Source organism: Deltaproteobacteria bacterium (assembly GCA_019310525.1).
In the GTDB taxonomy this organism is placed as follows: domain Bacteria; phylum Desulfobacterota; class DSM-4660; order Desulfatiglandales; family HGW-15; genus JAFDEE01.
This window is the reverse complement of the sequence record JAFDEE010000016.1, coordinates 32349-51823: the sequence shown is the minus strand read 5'-3', so window position 1 is coordinate 51823 and position 19475 is coordinate 32349. Positions and strand designations below refer to the sequence as shown.

Annotated in this window: 16 protein-coding genes; 10 read left to right on the top strand and 6 right to left on the bottom strand. The window is 53.2% G+C overall.

Annotation, left to right across the window (positions count from 1 at the left end; translation table 11 throughout):
- Nucleotides 1-28 precede the first annotated feature (28 nt).
- Entirely contained in the window at nt 29-361 is a 333-nt protein-coding gene (locus JRF57_04440) for a carboxymuconolactone decarboxylase family protein (protein ID MBW2302943.1), read from the bottom strand.
- Nucleotides 362-783: 422 nt separating this feature from the next.
- On the opposite strand from JRF57_04440, the gene JRF57_04435 reads away from it, so the two are divergent.
- The 10 genes from JRF57_04435 to JRF57_04390 all read left to right on the top strand — a co-directional run bounded on the left by JRF57_04435 (nt 784) and on the right by JRF57_04390 (nt 13341).
- Nucleotides 784-1719, top strand: coding sequence for a UDP-3-O-acyl-N-acetylglucosamine deacetylase (locus JRF57_04435; protein MBW2302942.1), 936 nt, complete (start codon nt 784-786; stop codon nt 1717-1719).
- A gap of 249 nt (nt 1720-1968) precedes the next feature.
- Nucleotides 1969-2538 (top strand): DUF4390 domain-containing protein, encoded by a 570-nt coding sequence (locus tag JRF57_04430; GenBank protein MBW2302941.1) that lies wholly within the window; start codon nt 1969-1971, stop codon nt 2536-2538.
- 5 nt (nt 2539-2543) lie between these two features.
- Entirely contained in the window at nt 2544-4775 is a 2232-nt protein-coding gene (locus JRF57_04425) for a PAS domain-containing protein (protein MBW2302940.1), read from the top strand.
- 24 nt (nt 4776-4799) lie between these two features.
- Entirely contained in the window at nt 4800-6056 is a 1257-nt protein-coding gene (locus JRF57_04420; protein ID MBW2302939.1) for a 3-deoxy-D-manno-octulosonic acid transferase, read from the top strand.
- A complete protein-coding gene (gene lpxK, locus JRF57_04415; GenBank protein MBW2302938.1) occupies nt 6053-7153 on the top strand; it encodes a tetraacyldisaccharide 4'-kinase in 1101 nt (366 codons plus the stop codon). The genes JRF57_04420 and lpxK overlap by 4 nt, the downstream gene beginning before the upstream one ends.
- Before the next feature lie 49 nt (nt 7154-7202).
- Nucleotides 7203-8138 (top strand): lysophospholipid acyltransferase family protein, encoded by a 936-nt coding sequence (locus tag JRF57_04410; GenBank protein ID MBW2302937.1) that lies wholly within the window; start codon nt 7203-7205, stop codon nt 8136-8138.
- Between the two features lie 354 nt (nt 8139-8492).
- Complete coding sequence (locus JRF57_04405; protein ID MBW2302936.1) at nt 8493-10019, top strand: cyclic nucleotide-binding domain-containing protein; 1527 nt, start codon at nt 8493-8495, stop codon at nt 10017-10019.
- 205 nt (nt 10020-10224) lie between these two features.
- Nucleotides 10225-12378, top strand: a complete 2154-nt coding sequence (locus JRF57_04400; GenBank protein ID MBW2302935.1) for a PAS domain S-box protein — start codon at nt 10225-10227, stop codon at nt 12376-12378.
- A 117-nt stretch (nt 12379-12495) separates the two neighbouring features.
- The gene (locus JRF57_04395; GenBank protein ID MBW2302934.1) at nt 12496-12798 is read left to right on the top strand and encodes a DUF1573 domain-containing protein; all 303 of its coding nucleotides are present in this window, start codon (nt 12496-12498) and stop codon (nt 12796-12798) included.
- 9 nt (nt 12799-12807) lie between these two features.
- Nucleotides 12808-13341: a hypothetical protein gene (locus JRF57_04390; GenBank protein MBW2302933.1), complete on the top strand. Its 534-nt coding sequence runs from the start codon at nt 12808-12810 to the stop codon at nt 13339-13341.
- Here JRF57_04390 and JRF57_04385 read toward each other — a convergent pair.
- The 5 genes from JRF57_04385 to JRF57_04365 form a co-directional block, all read right to left on the bottom strand.
- Complete coding sequence (locus JRF57_04385; GenBank protein MBW2302932.1) at nt 13308-13616, bottom strand: DUF1232 domain-containing protein; 309 nt, start codon at nt 13614-13616, stop codon at nt 13308-13310. The two genes, JRF57_04390 and JRF57_04385, sit on opposite strands and share 34 nt — an antisense overlap.
- A gap of 312 nt (nt 13617-13928) precedes the next feature.
- Entirely contained in the window at nt 13929-14402 is a 474-nt protein-coding gene (locus JRF57_04380; protein ID MBW2302931.1) for a CBS domain-containing protein, read from the bottom strand.
- A gap of 162 nt (nt 14403-14564) precedes the next feature.
- A complete protein-coding gene (locus JRF57_04375; protein MBW2302930.1) occupies nt 14565-15554 on the bottom strand; it encodes a peptidylprolyl isomerase in 990 nt (329 codons plus the stop codon).
- 238 nt (nt 15555-15792) lie between these two features.
- Nucleotides 15793-17799: an AsmA family protein gene (locus JRF57_04370; protein MBW2302929.1), complete on the bottom strand. Its 2007-nt coding sequence runs from the start codon at nt 17797-17799 to the stop codon at nt 15793-15795.
- 459 nt (nt 17800-18258) lie between these two features.
- Nucleotides 18259-19218 carry an NAD-dependent epimerase/dehydratase family protein gene (locus tag JRF57_04365; protein ID MBW2302928.1) on the bottom strand — a complete coding sequence of 320 codons (960 nt, stop codon included), beginning with the start codon at nt 19216-19218 and terminating at the stop codon, nt 18259-18261.
- Nucleotides 19219-19475 lie beyond the last annotated feature (257 nt).

Genomic DNA, 19475 nt, shown 5'->3' with positions numbered 1-19475 from the left:
GGTGGGCCGCCCGCTGGAGATTCCCGGATCATCCTTCCTGGATGGGCCACTCGCCTCGTTCTTCCAGGACACCCTTCAAAACGCCCAAGGCCTCATTGACGGCCGGCATCCCGCCATAGGTGGCGAGCTGGAAAAAAATCTCTGCAAGCTTCCTGGGATCACAGCCCACATTCAGGGCCGCATTGACATGGAGCCTCAGTTCATCGTGGGCCCTCAAGGCCGCCAGCATGGCGCAGGCCGCCATCTGGCGCTCCGGCAAGGTGAGAATCTCTCTCGAATAGAGATTCCCCGTGATGAACATGGAGAAATCATTGGCCAAATCACGGTCGAAGGCCTTCCACAGGTGGTAAGGAGGCGACATCTCGATGCCTCCGGAAAAAAGTTTTTTCGCGGTCTCCCGTGTCCTTTTTTTCGCTTCCTCTTCTTTCACGGGCGATTTCCTCCTATTCACAGGGCCGATCTCTTGCAGGTAACGCCATACCCATGCCAGTCTTTTGGCCGATCCAAAAACCTTTGTCAAGGGGTACGACCGGGCCTATCCCTTTTCCCTCCGGAGCAGAGGAGAGTTGTTGTATTCTTACCTCAGCACTGTGGTAAATTTACCACACATCTCGGGCTGCCGCATCCTCCACAACGGACCAAAAAAAGAATCAGAACGTATTTCTATTTTATAATCAATCAGTTCTATCAAGTCGTTATCTTTTCGTAATTCCTTTGGTTCCTGGCATATTCCTTGCTCTCCAGGAGGCTGTCCATGAGGGGAACCCTTTTCAAAGATAGGAGATGAGCGTGGATTACAGGCAGCGGACGTTAAGAGAGGAAGCCAGTTGTGAAGGGATCGGATTGCACTCCGGCGAAAAGGTCAGCTTGACAATCAAGCCCGCCCCCCCGGACAGCGGGATATCCTTCATCCGCAAGGATCTTGATGGGAACCCCGAGATTCCAGCCCGCTTTCAAAACGTCGTTGACACCAACCTCTCCACCACCATCGGGAACAATGGATTCACGGTTTCGACCGTTGAACACCTGATGGCCGCCTTCTTCGGACTCGGTATCGACAACGCAAGGGTGGAGGTCGAAGGCCCTGAAGTCCCTATTATGGACGGAAGCGCCGCCCCCTTCGTATTTCTTTTAAAGAGCGCAGGGATCAAGGAACAAAAAAAACCCAAACGCTTCTTTGTCATCAAGAAGCCCTTTCACCTTTCGGATGGCAAAAAGTACGTATCCATCCACCCCTCCAAAGAACTCAAGATATCCTATACTATCGATTTTCAACATCCTCTCCTGAGAAACCAGAGTTACGAACTCTCCTTTTCCGGTAAGGACTTCATCCAGGAGATCAGCCGTGCGAGGACCTTCGGTTTTTTAAAGGATATCAATGTCCTGAGGGAAAACGGACTCGCCATGGGCGGTTCACTGGACAATGCCATCGTCATTGATGAATTCAGAATCCTTAATGAGGACGGCCTGAGGTACAAGGACGAGTTCGTGAGGCACAAAATCCTGGATTTCATTGGAGATCTCGCCATCCTCGGCTTTCCCGTCATCGGTCACTTCGTGATCGAAAGGTCCGGCCATTCCCTCAATCACGCCCTGATCAGGAAACTTGTCAAACGGGGCAAATACTGGGAAGAAATGGCTTTTGAAGACCCCCGTGTTTACGTCCAGAAAAGGTTGAAACTTCCGGCTTTCGGCACATCGGAACCCGTCCCTGCCTAAGATCATTTCTTCTACTCACACCGGCCGCTCCCCCTGGTCCAGGGGTGTTGCATTTCACCCCTCTCTTCGCTATGATCACTTCTCAATCTTAATTTCTGAATAAGATCATCGGCCATTTCAATTTCGAAACAGCTTGAGGGTTCAAGGATTCAACCGGGCAAGGGCGCCTCGCCCATTCCTCAAGTGCAAAATAATAAAACGCTTCCGCCGCCGGCCCCCTTCCATGGAGCGTTTATAACCGTTGAAACCATGAAAAAGACGAGAACGGTCTTCAAACTCCTCGCAATCCTGGCCCTCCTGTGTTTCTTCCCGGCACCGTCCCAGGCACAGGAGGCACGCCTCTCAGATATCGTGCTGACCAATACCCGGGATCACCTCCTGGTCTACTTCGCGGTGGAGGGATGCTTTACTCCCGAAATGGAACAGGCCATTGAAAACGGGATCCAAACGACCTTCACTTTTTATATCCGGCTCTACGAAGAGAAAGAATGGGCCTGGGACAGAAAAATCATCGACCTGGAAATCAACCACACCGTAAAATACGACAATATCAAAAAAGTTTACACCATCAGGCTTGCAGAGCAGGGCGACCGAACCCTCACCGTCAGGGATTGGGACAAAGCGAAGAAACTCATGGCAGAAGTCGTTGCCTTAAAAGTGATCCCCTTGAAGCAATTGCAAAAGGGGAGGCAATACAAGCTGAAGATGATGGCCCAGCTTGACAGGATAAAACTCCCCCTCTACCTCCACCATCTCCTTTTCTTCCTTTCTCTTTGGGACTTCGAAACCGACTGGCATGAAATTGACTTCCAGTATTAAATCCCATGAAACCATACCAAGAAGCTGAAAAACAGGATCGCAGGAGAAGACGCAGGGAAAGGTACATCATCCTCTCCCTTGCCGTCCTCATCATCCTCCTGACCTATCTGGGGAGGAACGTTTTCGACTTAGGGCTGGATCTCCCTATCCCCAACAGCATCCTCATATTCGCCCTGATCGACATCAACGTCATCCTGCTTCTCCTGCTCCTGTTCCTGACCACGAGGAACCTCGTAAAACTCCTCTTTGAGAGAAAAAAGGGGATCATGGGGGCAAAGCTCCGGACCAAGCTGGTGATGGCCTTCGTCAGCCTCTCCCTCCTGCCCACCATTATTCTCTTTTTCGTCTCGGTTCAGTTCATTTCCGCTTCCATCGAGTACTGGTTCAACCTTCCCATCGAGCGTTCCCTCAAGATCTCCCTCGAAGTAGGCCAGGAGTATTACGACCAGGTCACTGACGAGATTCTCTCATACGGCAACAACCTCGGCCGACTCATCACCTACCACGGCTACATGCTGATTTCACGCAAGGAAGAACTCAAAAAATTCATCGCGGAAAAACGTCTGGAATACCGCCTGACGGCGATCAAGGTCTACTCCATGAAAATGAAACTCCGGGCCCAGGCGATAGATGAGAGGATCAACCTGGGTTCTTTCAAGGATCCGGGGATGGATATCTTGAGAGAGGCCTTCAACTCGGGCTCCGAAAGACATGATTTTCAATCCTCCACCCATGGCGTACTGATCAGCGGCATCGTCCCCGTCTTTTCCCGGACAGAGTCAAAGGCCGTTGTTGGCTTGGTGGTCCTTGAAAAATTCATTCCCCGATCCTTCGCCAATCGTCTGGATGCCATCGCCAAGGGCCTGGAAGAATACAAACAGTTCAAGATGCTCAAGACCCCGGTCAAGGTCACCCACATGATCCTTCTGACCATCGTCACCCTGCTCATCATCTTCTCCTCAATCTGGTTCGGCTTCTTTCTATCCAAGGGCATCATCGTTCCCATACAGGAGTTGGCAGAGGGGACGAATCGTATCGCCTCCGGGGACTACGATTTTTACATCGATTTGGAGTCCGGAGATGAGATCGGGATCCTTGTCAACTCCTTCAACCGAATGACCCAGGACCTCAAAAACAGCAAGCAGCAACTTGAGGAGGCAAACGCGGAGCTGGTCAGGAGCAACATCCAACTCGAGCAGCGGCGCCTCTATATGGAGATCGTCCTGGCCAACGTGGCTGCAGGTGTCATATCGGCCGACGCCCAGGGTAATATCCTCACCATCAACAAGTCCGCCGAGCGGATGCTGAACATCCGGGCCAATGAGATCATCGGCAAAAATTACAGGGATGTGTTGCCGTTAGATCAGTTCAGGATCATCGAGGAATTTTTGACCGACAAGCGTCTTTTCCGAAAAGGATCCGTGGAACGGCAAGCCCGGATCACCGTTGGAGAAAAGACCCTCATCCTTCTTGTCTCCCTTAACGTCCTCCGGGACGATCAGGGCAGATACCTGGGACTGGTGGCCGTCTTCGAAGACCTTACCGAGATCGAAAGGGCCCATCGGATGGCGGCCTGGCGTGAGGTGGCCAGACGCATCGCCCACGAGGTCAAGAATCCCCTTACCCCGATCCAGCTCTCGGCCCAGAGGCTCAAGAGACGTTATGGCGATAAGGTGGGCCCTGAAGAGAGCAAGATCTTCGAGGAGTGCACCAGCATGATCATCAACCAGGTGGAAGAACTCAAAAGACTGGTGAACGAATTTTCAAGTTTCGCCCGGATGCCGGCATCCCATCCCACCCCCAACAATCTCAACAGCGTCATTCGTGAAGCCGTGGGACTTTACAAGGATGTCCAGCGGGATGTCACGATCCGCTTCACCGAGTGTCCTGAAGTTCCCGAGTTCAAGCTGGACAAGGAACAAATGAAGAGGGTCATGATCAACCTGCTGGACAACGCCTTGGACGCCATAGACGGGGGAGGAGAAATCACCGTGGAACTCGCATACGAGGAAGAACAGGGGGTGGTCAGGCTCGTGGTGGCAGACAACGGCCGGGGGATCTCTCCCGAGCACAAGATCAGGCTCTTCGAACCTTACTTTTCCACCAAACGGCACGGCACCGGCCTGGGGCTGACCATCATCAACACCATCATCAGCGACCACGGGGGTTCGATCCGGGTCCAGGGCAACACGCCGCGGGGTACACGGTTCATAATCGAACTCCCTGTAAAGACCTAGTACGGAATTTGGGAGGGTATAGGCTTGTTTTTTTATCATCTCCTCTGGACCTTACTGCTGCTTCCCGCCTCCCCCCTCCTGTTCAAGGGGGATTCGCGACTCAGGGAAAGGCTGCTTCCCAACCCGACACCTTGTCTCCCGCGAGAAGGGACCCTTTGGATCCACGCCCTCTCCGTAGGAGAAGTCATCTCCGCCCAGCCCCTTGTAAAGGCCCTGGTTCGGGCATATCCCAACCGGCCTATCGCCTTCTCCGTATCCACCCGCCAGGGGATGGAGATCGCCCGGGAATCTTTGGCGGGGAAGGTGAACACCCTTTTTTTCATGCCCCTGGATTTCTGGTGGTCCATGAGGCGGGTGATCCACATCCTCCAGCCGGCCCTCTTTCTTCTCGTTGAGACCGATCTCTGGCCCGGACTCCTCCGCGCCCTCAAAAAAAGGGGGGTCCCGAGCCTTCTCGTAAACGGCCGAATTTCCCCCCGGACCTTCCACGGATACAAGAGGTTCCGCCACCTCGCTTGTTCTCTTCTAAACACCCTGGACGGGTGTCTCATGCAGACGGATCTGGACACCAGAAGACTCCTGGAGATCGGCGTGAGGCCCGACAAGGTGTTCACGGCGGGGAACATCAAGTTCGACCGGGACTGGAAACCCATGGAAAAAGAAGAAATGGAACACTGGCGCAACCTCCTGGGACTCGAGGCGGGTGAGAGGGTGTGGGTGGCGGGCAGCACCCACGAGGGAGAAGAGGAGATCCTTTTCCGGGTTTTCCTGGAAATCCGATCCGACTTCCCGGGACTCAAGATGGTCCTCGCCCCCCGGAGAATCGAGCGGAGCGGCGAAGTTTATCAAGGAGCGCTCGAGATGGGACTCTCGGCGGTCCTGAGAAGCCGATGCGAATCAAAGGGAGGGTCCTCCTATGACGTGATGATTCTCGACACCCTCGGTGAACTCGGAAGGATATACGGGATCGGATCGGTCAGCTTCGTGGGAGGGAGCCTGGTTCCCATCGGGGGACACAATCTCCTTGAGCCTGCAAGCTTCGGGACACCTGTCCTTTTCGGGCCCCACACCTTCAATTTCGACCTCATGTCCAGGAACCTGGTGGAGGCAGGAGGGGGCATAAGGGTTGGGGAGCAACAAGGCCTCTCCGACGCCCTGCGGACCCTCCTGGGCGATCCCGCGAAACGGGATGCCATGGGGAGAAAGGCGAAAAAGTTCGTCGTTGCAAACCAGGGCGCCCTCTCTCGGGTGCTTAAACATGTGGATCGTTGCCTGTCATGAAATGGAACTGGTCCAAAATCCACGGGACATCACCCCCCCCCACCTGGAACCTGGTCCTGGCTCCCCTGTCCATGATCTACGGACTTGGGGCGAAAATCCACATGGGGGCCATAGGGAGGAAAAAGAAAAAGATTCTTCCAGGATTCGTGGCGAGCGTAGGCAATCTCACCACCGGGGGGACGGGCAAGACGCCCGCCGTGCTCATGCTTGCCCGGTGGGCGGCCGCACGTGGTCACCGGGTTGCTGTTCTATCCAGGGGATACGGGGGTCGATATCAAAACGGGGTCTTGGTAGTATCAGACCCTGGAAAAGGCCTCCTGGCGGATCCCCGGGAATCCGGAGACGAGCCCTTTCTCCTTGCCAGCCGCCTCAAGGGGATCCCCGTAATCGTTTCAAAGGATCGATTCCGGGCAGGGATGCTCGCCCACGAAAAATTCGGCACTGATTTCTTTCTCCTGGACGACGGGTTCCAGCACCTTAACCTTCACCGTGACCTGGACCTGGTATTGCTCGATGCGGAGCACCCTTTCGGAAACGGCCATCTTCTTCCCCGGGGACCCTTGAGGGAACCCGTCGGGCACCTGGAAAGGGCGGATGCCTTCATCCTGACCCGTTCAGACCGGGTGAAAGATTTATCTCCCATCGAAAATTTCTTTAACTCCCGATTTCCCCGCATTCCTCTTTTCAAGGGCCGCCATGTGCCAGAGGCCATCCACTTTCCGCGTGAGGGGAGGACCTGCGGGCTGGATTTTCTCAAGGGCAAACGAATCGCCGCATTCGCGGGTATCGCCCGTCCCGAGACTTTCCTTGATACCCTCTCAGGTCTGGGGGCTATACCGGTCTCCTTCAGCGTATTCGCGGATCATCATCCATTCAACCCTGGGGAGATCCGGCACCTCCTCCGTCTAAAGGAAGAATCCGGGGCGCAATACCTCGTAACCACCGAAAAGGACTGGGTAAGGATCAAGGACATCGTTTCCGGGATCCCGGATCTTGCATTCCTGAGGATCGCCTTTGACCTATCTCCCACTCAGGACTTCTTCCACATGATGGAAGAGGCCGTTGAAAAAAGTGCCCGGGCCGAGACATCCTCTTGATCAAATCTCTCATATTGATTAAATATCCTGCGTGCCGGGAAAAACCACGATGATAGTTTACAGGCTTCTCTCCATATTGATCCATGGGATGGCCCTTATTCCCCTGCCCGTCGGCAGGGTGCTGGGCAAGGGATTGGGCCGCCTCTTCCCGATTCTGCCTACATCCAGGACCTCCATCGTCCTGGAAAACATCCGCCGGGCCTTTCCCGGGACCGAATGGGCGAAAAACCCCAAAAAACTCCTGCGAAAAGTCTATCTCCATTTCGGGCAGATGTTGTTCGAAGTACCCCACATTCTCAGGATGAATCCCGCCAACATGGATCGCTACGTGCTTTTCGAGGGAAAGGAGATTCTTGAAAGGGTGCTTGCCAAAGGAAAAGGATGTTTCCTCCTCACAGCCCATTTCGGAAATTGGGAAATGATGTCGGCGGCCGTCACCCTTCTCTTCCCCCGTCTCGCCATCGTGGTCAGGCCCATCGACTTCGCTCCTCTTGACCGCCTGATCAGTGAGATCCGGACCCGCTTCGGGACCGAGATCATCCCCAAACGAAAGGCCATGAGGCAGGTGCTTAAGGCCATCAAGGAGAAAAAAAACGTAGGGATTCTCCTGGACCAAAACGTGGACTGGTATGAAGGTGTCTTCGTGGATTTTCTCGGCCGAAGGGCTTGCACCAACAAGGGACTGGCCCGCTTGGCACTAAAAACCGGCGCCCCCGTCGTGCCGGTCTTTTCCGTGAGGCAGGGTGACGGACGAATAAAAATCATATTCGAGCCCGAGCTCACCCCGATCAAGAGCGGGGACAAGACCAGGGACGTGGAGGAGGCCACCATCCGTTTCACCAAGGTAATCGAAAATTATATCCGCAAGCACCCCGACCACTGGTTCTGGTTTCACCGGCGATGGAAGACCCGCCCATACTGCAGGATTCCCGAATCCAAGGGGTACAGCACCTTCCCACCAGCCAGAGGCATGGGCGGGGGATGAAACAGGTCTCCCTTTATTGAGGAATTCCTCCTTAGGTCCGTCCCACAAGAAGATAAACCGTTTTCAAAGTGTACGGTTTTGTGACCACTCCGGTGTCTACTTGTTTTTACCAACCAACGGAAAATACGCATCTTTTCGGTCCTTACAGCCGTAAATTCCCCACCCCCGCAGCCTCTTTCGCCTCTCGCCCCTGTCTTTTTTGAAGAAATAGGGATAAAACCTGCCCCTTTTCTGGTTTGGTACGATAATTGCTCAAAAAATCAATGAGATGGACCTGGCACGATAAAAAGGGAAGATCCCTGAAAAAGACCGCTTCCGGTCACTGGGATCCTCCAACAGGGCAAGGAGATTGGAATGATCAGCGTAGAAACGGCCGTTCCTCTTTCTGCGGGTTGGGGCCTGGCTAACCGAAACGATATTATCGAAAACTTGCTGCCATACGCCGCGGAGGCGTGGTACGGCAAGGACGATGAGATCACCGTAGGCGGGGAACAATCCCACTCCCTCTATTATGTACAGGAAGGGTCTGTGGAAGTCTCCCATACCCTCGGCGATACCAAAATCGTAGTGGCCCTTATCGGTGCGGGTGATTTTTTCGGTGAGATCGGCTTCTTCGAAGGGGCCTCCAGGGTAAGGGATATAAGGGCCATTGAGCCATCCTTGATTCGAATCTTTGATCAAGGGACCCTGCTCAAAATCCAGCGGAATGATCCGATCCTTTACGGTGACTTTCTGGGCCTTCTTGCTCAAAATATCTGCGGGAAATTCCGGAGGATACTGGCTGAGAGGGAACCCCTGACCGCTTATGCCGCCTCCCTGACATCCGGGGGAAAAAATTTCCAACAGTCGACCCCTATCCCACATTCCTTTTTCCAGAGCCCCGAGTGGCCCTTTGTCAACAGGGTCGTGGAAAAATTCAAGGCCCGTTTCTACGATCTATCCTATCGGCTCCAGGAAGACTCGGGGGGGCGGATTCCCACTCCTTTACGGGATGAATGTTTCGGAGTCCTTGATCGTTTCAACGAGCAAATCCAGGCCGCCATGGATCGGTGGGACGGTCCCCGCATTTCCGAATACGGATGGGGATACATCTTCAAGGAAATCTTTCCCTACTTCATGCGAAGCCGTTTCGCCGAAAGGGCCTACTTCAAACCCAGGGGATATGCCGGTGATTTTGAGATGATGGAGAGGATTTACAGAAATAAACCTGAAGGGGACGGCAAGTTGGGTGTCCTTGTGGACGATTGGTGTCTTCAGAGTGCCGCGGCCAGAGCCGTCCGGGGTCGACGCAAACTTCTCTGCACCCTGCTCTCTGATCTTTGCCACGGATCGGCCACCCTCGGCCGTCCGGTGAAGGTCATGAATCTTGCCTGCGGATCCAACCGGGAACTTTTTGATTTCCTCCGCCACCATCATGAAGATTCTGAATACATTGAAGCCACCTGTATAGACGCCGACCCCCAGGCCCTTGAGTATACATCCCGGCATGTGGACGCCTTCCCCCACAAGGCCTCCATCCGCCTTATGAACGACAACGTCATCAGGTGGTCCCTGGGCAGGGTCCGACACGACTACGGTCCCCAGGACATCATTTACTGTGCGGGACTTGCGGACTACCTTGAACCGAGGCTGTTCGTGGCCCTTATCACCCGTTGTTATCACCAGTTAAAGCCGGGCGGCACCCTGATCATCGGAAATTTCGGCCCCCGGAACCCCAACCGGGCCTTCATGGACCACATTCTTCATTGGCGGCTGCTCTACAGGTCCGAAAAAGAGCTAAGGGAACTTTTCGCTCAAAGCCCCTTCGGGGCAGGCATTGAATTGTTGAAAGAGGAGCAGGGGCTGAATCTTTTCGCGGTAGCAAGGAAAGAAAAGATTTGAGTGGAACTGCCAGGGAGGCAAACCACTTTACCGGTGAAACGCAACATGGTATGATGGTTGATAATCCAAACCACGCACGGATCCTGCCTCGACGCCGTGTGCCGTCCCCGAGGGCCTTTTATTTAAAGGTTTGCGCCTCTTGCATGAAAGAAAACCGGGCGCGGCAATGTGTTTCGTGGGGCACCAGGAATTACGGGATTGGCCGGTGCGTTCATTCGATCCTGAACAAATTTTCCGTTTCAACGCGGCACAAGAGCCCCTCATAAGGGAGCGGGTCAGCCTTATTCTATTGCTCGGATGCCTGCTGGTGCCCCTTTTCGGGTGGTTGGATTACTTGCTCTACCCAGCCCTTTTCAATCGTTTCATGGCTTACAGGCTAGTCGCGTCCCTCTGCTGCCTGCTTCTCTATCTTGCAAATAAAAATTGGAACCTGGGATATAAAAGTTCCTACCTCGGCATCTCGGCCTTCTACCTGGTGGGCCTGATCATCATCAAGATGATCGCCGACACGGGCGGTTATGATACTTCTTATTATGCCGGCCTAAACCTGGTATTCCTGGGTTTTTGCTCGGTCCTTCCTCTCCATCCCAAGATCCTGACCTTTCACTGTATTCTTCTCTATCTAGCTTACATTTTCTCGGTTGTCCTGATCTGTCCTTCGGACCGGATTTCCCTTTTCCTCGGAAACAACATGTTCGTGTTCTCAACCTTGGCCATCGCCCTCGTAGCCTCTGTAGTAAACCACAGGCTCCGGTTCAGCGAACATCTGCTCCTGGAGGAACTGGAATCGACCCGCAGGAAACTCGAGGCCTATTCCAAAAGCCTGGAGAGTACGGTAGAAGAATCCGAAGAGAAGTACAGGCTGGTGGTAGATCATGCCAATGACGCCATCTTCATCCTGCAGGAACAAGGCATCACTTTTCCCAATCCCAAGGCCTTGGAACTCTTCGGCTATTCCGAAAAAGAACTGCTTGACCTCTCCCTTTCGGATCTTGTCTTCCCGGAAGACCGTGCCTGGGTCATGGCCAAGTGCCAGAGCATGATGGAACAGGGAGACTCTCCCTCCATGGAATCCTTCCGGGCGGTCAACAAAAATGGGGATGTACTTTGGGTGGACATGAACTCGGTTCCCATCCGGTGGATGGGACAAAAGGCCTCCATCCATTTTCTCAGGGATGTCACTGAACGAAAGAAGTTGGAGATCGAACTTTTCCAGGCCCAGAAGATGGAGGCCGTCGGGACCCTGGCCGGTGGGATCGCCCACGATTTCAACAATCTCCTTCAGGTGATCTCGGGCTATCTTCAGATCGTCCTGATGAACAAGTCCTCCGACCATCCGGATTACCATCCCCTCAGCCAGATCGAAAAATCGGCCCAGAGGGCTGCTGAACTCACCCGGCAACTCCTTCTCTACGGCCGAAGAGTGGAAAGCGAACTCAAGCCTATCGACCTCAACGATCTCGTGTTGAGGGTATCTTCCCTCCTGGAACGGGTCATTCCCAAGATGATCCGCATGGAAATGCGCCTTGCCGCGGATCTCATGAAGATCAGCGCGGATCCGATGCAGATCGAGCAGGTCATCATGAATCTCGTTGTCAATGCCAGGGATGCCATGAGTGAGGGGGGAAGGATCACCATCGAAACGAAAAACTTCACTATGGACAAGGAATTCTGCCGAAAACATGCCGGTGTCACCCCGGGGCCTTACGTCCTCCTCACCCTCTCAGACACGGGCTCCGGCATGTCCCGTGATGTTCTCGAACGTATATTCGACCCCTTTTACACGACCAAGGAAAAAGGCAAAGGGACAGGACTCGGACTTGCCATTGTTTACAGCATCATTAAGAACCACAGAGGAGCCGTCACCTGTCAAAGTAAGCCCGGTCACGGGACGACTTTTCACATTTACCTTCCAGCGGCCCTGGATGAAAGGGTGGCGCCAAGCGAACCAGGGATGGGGGACGGGACCTTTCAGGGAAACGGGGAGACCATCCTCTTCGTGGATGACGACAAAGATCTTCTCGAACTCACCAGGGAAATGCTGGAGACCTATAATTACAAGGCTATCAGCGCGGAAACCGGGGAAGAAGGCCTCGAGGTCTATCAAAAACACATGGATATCATTGATCTTGTAATTCTAGACCTGAATATGCCGGGTATGGGTGGGGCCAAGTGTTTGGAAGAACTTCTCCGTATCAATCCCGGCCTCAAGGTCATCATAGCCACCGGGTACCTTCAGGACGGACAGAAAGAGGAATTGCTCAAGGCAGGGGCCTCGGCCTATGTGGCCAAACCTTACCGATTCGAAACCATTCTGAGGGAGATCAAGGTCCTTCTGCAAAAAGCAGGCTCCTCATGAGAATTCACGGATGGATGTTCTAAGGCGATGAAAATCGTTCTTTCGAAGGGAGGATAGATACCTTTTTGGGGCCTCGCATCGAAATATTATAATTAGGGAATCCGTGGAGGTTTCACGTTGAAAAAATGGCTTATCGCAGGAGTACTTTTGCTTCCTTTTCTCGTATTCGCTGGTCATCCGGAGCCGAGGCAGGAAAAGGGAGTGGAGGATCCATCCCTGATAAAGGCCCCGATGCCGGAGGTTAAGCCGACGCCGAAGAAGGATTTGACACCGAGGGTATCATCGGCCCCGAAGATGGTCCTTGATCAGACAATCTTCGATTACGGCGAAGTGGAGGAAGGGAGCACGATTACTTACAGCTTCACCGTTTCCAACACAGGTAATGCCCCCCTTGAAATCAGTAGGGTGGCCCCCGGGTGAGGTTGCTCCGTGGCCTCCTATGACGAGGTCATCCCACCCGGAGGGAAGGGGAAGATCACCCTGAAGATACGTACCACCGGATACAGCGGATCCCACACTTGGGGAGCCAGGATCTACACTAACGATCCCACTTTAAGGATGGCCCGTGTCTCGGTCAAGGCCCGTGTAAAGAGACCGATCTACCTCTCTTCCCACAGGGTCTTTCTGAGGGCCCTGGAGGGAGAGCGGGCCAGCGAAGAGATCGAGATCAGGGGCCAGCTTCCTTCAGAACTGGTGCTCACCCCGGGGCGTTTCGACCTTGAGGGCAAGGTGGAATATTCACTTAGGGAACTGGAAAAGGGCCGGCGGTACAAGCTCCGATTTACCAACATTCCAGGCCCCCCCATAAATACAAGCGGGCTCCTGGAGATCAAAACCAACTACCCGGAAAGGCCGGTTATTTCAATCGGAGTCTTTTTGCATATTCAAAAAAAGGATAGCAAGGTTGGGTTGGATGCAGTTGATAATTTTTATGCGGAACGGCCCATTTTCCACCGCCTATAGGCCGATAGGTCCTTTTCCAAAAGCAAAAGGCAGAACCCCAGCACCAGGGCATCATCAATCTGGCCCAATCCTGGGATATAATCGGGAACGGCATCCAAGGGACTAAGGGTATAGACAACGCCCAACAATATGGAAGCGAAAGTCCAGAAGGGCATTTTGTGGTAGGCACCCTCCCAGTAATCCCTGATCATGGAATAAGCGAGTCTTGCATTATCCACGAGCCGGTAAAAAATACCTGTGGGGAAACCGTTCCTGCCGCTTCTTTCTGATGCCATGTTTCGTCACTCTCCCGTACCGGGTTTGAGACCCCCAGCTAAGATTCAATTTTGCGAAGTCCCGGGAATCCCACGGCAATGGATATACGATAATTTTCCCTCCGTCAAGCGTATCCCATGGATTTTGTCATGGGGGTATCCCCCAGCCCCACGCGGTCGTGCCGAAGAGGTCTTTCAGGATTGTTCTTTAAGGAAAGGCTCACCCGGCTCCTGACCATATCGCCCCTTCCTCTTCCCACGAGGTCAATGTTTCCTTCGCCTTCTCCGCCGTAAAGGGGGGCGCATCCATAGGATTCGACATTTTCTTTTTGATCATCCGGGAGCCTCCTGTCCTTCGAATCTAATAAGTGTCTTCAGGACATCCTGTTTTCCCACTATTCCCACGAGCCGCCCCTCCTCCAGGACTGGGAGGGTATGAAAATTTTTTTCCACCATAATAGTAGCCACTTCCTCGACCGCCATGTCCGGAGTCACGGTCAGGGGGTTGGGGGTCATGGCTTCCACAACAGTGGTTGCAGATATTTTTTGGATCTCCCTTTCAACGTGTTTCATGGAGGTGAGGGGGAAAAATCCGTCCAAGAGCGTGAAAAGGGAGGGAATGGGAAGCCGCTTTTGCAGGCTGATCAAATCACTCTGGCAAAGGATACCCACCAATTTGCCCGAGTCGTCCACCACGGGCGCCCCGTTGATTCCCTTCTCAAGCAAGACCTTGGCGGCATGGGTGATTTCATCCTCAGGTGAAAGGGTAACCACGTCCCGGGTCATAATGTCTTTTACCATTGCCATATCACCTTGTCCCCTTTTTCGAAATACTTCAATGTATGGATGCCTGTCCCCTCCGGCATACTTAGCGGTTAAAAGTTTCGTTCTCTTTGATCTTGCGTAAAATCAGAGACTTTCCAAAGGGTTCCCGGCGACTTGACTTCCACCTAAGTCCAGTGAATTCCCCTAGAGATTCCTTTCGACCTTGGCGTGTTTTTTAAGGCCGTTTACATAAGCCTGAACTTCCTTGGTCATTTTCCGTGAAGCCAGGTAGTTCCTGACCTTCTCCTTTACCTTTTCATAAGGCAGCTTGAGTTCGGGCCTGCGGTCCGTCACCTTGATCAAATGGTACCCAAACCGGGTTTCAACGACTCCGCTCACCTGGCCCACCTTGAGAGAAAAGGCCGCATCTTCAAAGGGTTTAACCATTTGTCCTCTGGCAAAATAACTCAAATCGCCCCCTTTGACCTTGCTCGGGCAGTCCGAATATTCCCTTGCCAGAGAAGCGAAGTCTTCTCCCTTCTTGATCCGCTGTCGAATCTCCTCAATCTTCTTTTGGGCTTCGGCCCGCTGAGCTTCGGTCGCCCCTTGTCCGACCTTTACGAGTATATGGCTCGCACGAACCTGTTCAGGCCTGGTAAAGGATCGGGGATTGGCGTCGTAGAAGGCCTTTGTTTCCTCGTCCGAGACGGTGATCTTTTTTTTGAATTCCTTGATGAGAAATGCCTTGACCACCAGTCCTTTTTCTATTTCCTTTCGAAGACTCCCCTCATTGAGACCCACCCTTTTCAAAGCAGCCTGGTATTCGGTCTCGGTAGAGTACTTTTTCTTCAGGGAGGCGATCTGGTCGTTTACTTCGGCCTCTTCCGCTCGAAATCCCTTCTTACGGCCCTCTTGATAGAGGATCTCGCGATCGATGAGACTTTCCAGGACCCTTTGCTGCAGTCTCGGCAAGTCGGCGGCAGAGAGTTTTCTCCCACTGGTGACGATGGAACGTTGTACCCGCGCCATTTCCCGATCCAAGGCCTTTCGGGTGATGACAGTTCCGTTTACCCGGGCGACTTGCTCTTCCCCCCCAAGGGTTTTTTCTTCCCCCCAGCACAGGGTACCTAGGATAAGCGGCAAAAAGGCTGCCAGAAAAACCGCCTGAATCCGTTTTTTTCGGCCGTAGGCCATCGAAGATCTCCTTTCCGATTGATATGAGGCTTCGCAAAAGTTCCGTTTTCATGATGCGCCTCCGCTCATTGTTACCGAAACTTCGCGATGTCTCAGGGTATGGAATGGGGTATAGATGTACTTTACCCCTACTAGCACGGCTTGGAGTATAGGGGCAAGGTTAATCTTCCCCCTCAGGGACCTCCCCGAGGATCCTTGAAAGGAAAGAAAGTCTGGAGGAGAAAGGCCTGCGGAGGATCTATTGCTGGATCCCGAAACTCTTGAAGATCCCCTTGATGGTCTCCTCGGGTGATTCCGCTTGTTTGCCTTCTTGGCCCTTTCCTTCAAGCATCTGTTGAATTCCCCCTTCCAGGGTTTTCTTGAGGCTTCCTCCGAGATCCGGTACGAAAGACGGCTTTGAAAATGAGCCCTTGATACGTATGGGAACCATGATACCGCTTCGCTTCCGGGTATCACCCTGGCCCTTAATGGTCGCGACCACTTTGGGTTCCACCCGGAAATCCAGGGTTTCCCTGACAAGATCGGCCTTTCCAATTGCAAGCACCCGGAGCAGGGGAGAGACAAGGCGTGCCCGCGGGGTCTTCGCCACGCCTCCGTTCATCTCAAAGGGGATCTCGAGCTCGGAGAAATCGGTTCTAGGTGTATTTCGGTCCCTCTTGGCAAGTCCAAAGGCGGCCTTTATGTTCTGGACCATTCCGCTCAGGTCCACACCTACAATAGCCCCGTTCATAAACCGGAGATTTCCTTTACCCTTCAGGGTACGCTTGATCTGGTCCGCCTTGTCACCCACCATGCTCAGGTCCAGGACGGCATGGGTGGTTCCTTCGAGGAAATCCTTTCCAAGGACATCGGAGAGGAGCGGCCTGACCTGGAAATCCCGGCCCTCCAGTTTCAGGCGGGTCCTTGGAACATCGCCTCGCACGTCCAAGGAGGCCTTGCTGACCATGTTACCCTGATAGGCCTTGAAGGTGAAAGGATCAACGGTATATAGTCCATTTCGGCCTTTCACCTTGATCCGGACGTTCTTGAGGGTCGCACCCTTTATTTTAAGTTCACCGATCCGGATCTCCCCATCGAGTACCAGCCTTCTCAAAGGTCCATAATCGGTTTTTTCTCGGCCCTTCCCCTGTGGAAGCGCTTTTTTCTCGCCCCCCCCTGTTCCATCCCCTTGAGAGGGGAGGTATCGGTCAACGTCGATCTTGTCTATACTGACCGTGAACTGCAGGTCCGGTCTTGATAGGTCCCGGACGTTGGCCGAAAAAACGATCTTGGATTGATCCAGGGAAAGGTTTCCATCGGATATCGACAGATTTCGAGGGTCGCCCTTGACAAGCATGGATAGACCGATGGAGTTCAGGGCCTCTGGGTCCCTCGTATTGACGGGGAAGGCCTCTCCCAGGGCAGCCGCCAGCTTCCTGGGTGAAAAGGGCCGGATCTGAAGGGCAAGGTCCAGTTGGGGCCGTTCGGCGACTGCATCCCTGACCGTTCCCTTAAGGGTCATATCCAGCTCCTCCAGGGCCTGAACCACGAGGTCAAGGGACAGGAGGCCCTTCCCGGGTTCTTTCCCCAAAGGGCCCAATTTACCTTTGATCGAGATGGGTTTACCGTCCGCAATAGCCGAAAAGGACAATCCAAGGGGACGGTCCAGGGAGACATCCTTGAGTTCAAGGGCAAGCTCCTTGATTTCGTGAAGGCCTCCTGAGGCCCGATCCACCCACAGGAGTTCACCGTCGGAAACGGAAAATTTCCCAACGGCCAGGCCTTTGATGGGAAGTCCTTCCACTGGCCCTTCAGGCCCCTTTTTTTGTCTTTCTTCCCCGCCCGGGGAAGGCGTTCCCTTTCCCTTGCCAATGCCTTCCCAATTGGCGCGTCCATCCTTCCGTCGTTCCAAGAAAAGTTTCGGGCCGTTTATGATGAAACGCTTGATCTGGATGTCCTTGAAGAGAAGAGGAAGAAGTTTTACACGAATGTCGAAGGACTTTATCGTAAGAAAATCCCCTTCCTTGAATCCTTCAGGATTCCCCATGCGAAGATCCGTCAATGAAATGCCCGCCCACGGAAAAAGGGAAAGATCCAGATCTCCTCCAATAGAAAAGGAACGTCCCGTGGCCTTGGCCACTCCCTGCTCGATCCGGGGCTTGTACTTTTGTATATCGATAAAAACGGGAGCTACGAGCAGAATCAGGATCAGCAGGACGATCAGCCCCCCAATAATTATTCCCATCCGTTTCAATGTCTTAATCATTGTCAGTCTCCATGGGGCGGGGATACCCTTTTTAATGGTTTATTTTTCACATCGTTTAAGCCGACCGACCGTTCCGACCTTCTTTCCAGGGCCTAAATTGAGCGATTTCCGAGTTTTCTGGAGACCTGCCCGAGGCAGGCAAGCGTTCACGCATGATTTGAGTTTATCCCAAATTATGCATTAATGATAAAATTGGTCTTTATTCCGCTACGTTCGCTACGCCGTCCATGGCTCCGCTCACTGCCGATTTTGGCTCTTCCGCTCTCCTGCTCCAGAGCCAAAATAGGCCGCTCCGGGAAAATCCTTTTACCCTTTCTTGGACAGGCGTTCACGCATAATTTGGGTTTATATTATGTTATCATATTCCAAGTCTGCCCTCACCCTTCATCGCGGTCAATGGGGTCAAGGCCTTAGATTCGGACTGAAAAACCCGGATTTTTACTCGCAAAGGAATGATTTTTAATCGGCCTTGGCGACAAGGAACTCCGCCAGTCGCCTTAGTCCCGTTTCAAAATCGTGGGAGAAGGTGAATCCGGCGCCTTCCAACTTCCGGACATCCGCGAGGGAATGGCGAACATCCCCCTCCCTCGGGGCCTCGAACCTGATATCAATGTCGACTCCAAGGGTTTCTTGGACCTTCCGGGCAAGGTCCAGGATGGTGATCTTCCGCCCGTACCCGATATTGAAAACATCGCCCCTGATGTTTTTCGACTCAGCCAGAAAGAGGAGGGCGGAGGCGACGTCTTTCACATAGATGAAATCCCTTGTCTGTTTTCCGTCGCCGAAAATGGTGATTCGGGAATCACTTCCCTTTTTGCGTTCAACGGCCCGGGCGAAAAAGAGGGAGATGACTCCGGAATAAGGGGAGGAGGGATCCTGCCTTTCGCCGAACACGTTGAAAAAACGGCAGGAGACCGTGGGCAGGTGAAAGGAATCGTTGAACACCTTTAAAAGGTGTTCTCCCCCCAGCTTGTCCACACCGTAAAGACTTTGAGGCTTGGGGAGAGATTCCTCCTGAAGGGGCAGATTGGGATTGGCGCCGTAAACGGCTGCCGAGCTCGCATAAACGATTTTTTTGAGAAGAGACTTCCGGAATGTGTCCAGAAGAAAAAGGGTTCCTTGGAAATTGACTTCATGGGTAAGGATGGGGTCTTCCATGGATTTAGTGACAGAGGCAATGGCGGCCAGATGAAACAGATAGGTCAGATCGGGATTGGCCTCCCGGATTTCACGGAGAAGTACCCTGTCCCTGATATCCCCTTCAATAAGGGTGAGGTCCGGGTGACCCAGGGGAAGATTCTCTTTTTTCCCCGTCGAAAGGTCGTCGAGCACCAGGGTTCGATATCCTCTTCCAAGGCAGAGTTCAACCAGGTGTGAGCCGATGAATCCCGCGCCCCCGGTGATCAGGCATGTTGTCATGGGCCCTCCTTTTCTATCATTTTCCATATCCAGTAGATGGATGACCGGTTATTTTCGGGTATTGGGAACTAAAATTTCCGGTTTAAAACCCTGAAAACTAAACATACCTCAACAAAAATCCGATATAAAGGAAAGAATCGGCGGGAGACCCTGAATTCTTCAATAGCAAGTGCTTTTGGGAGAGATCCTGCCTCCCTTCTTAAGCCTGTAATCGGGATTTGGTTGGGGGAACAGGAGAAAACCTTGAAAACCGGGCT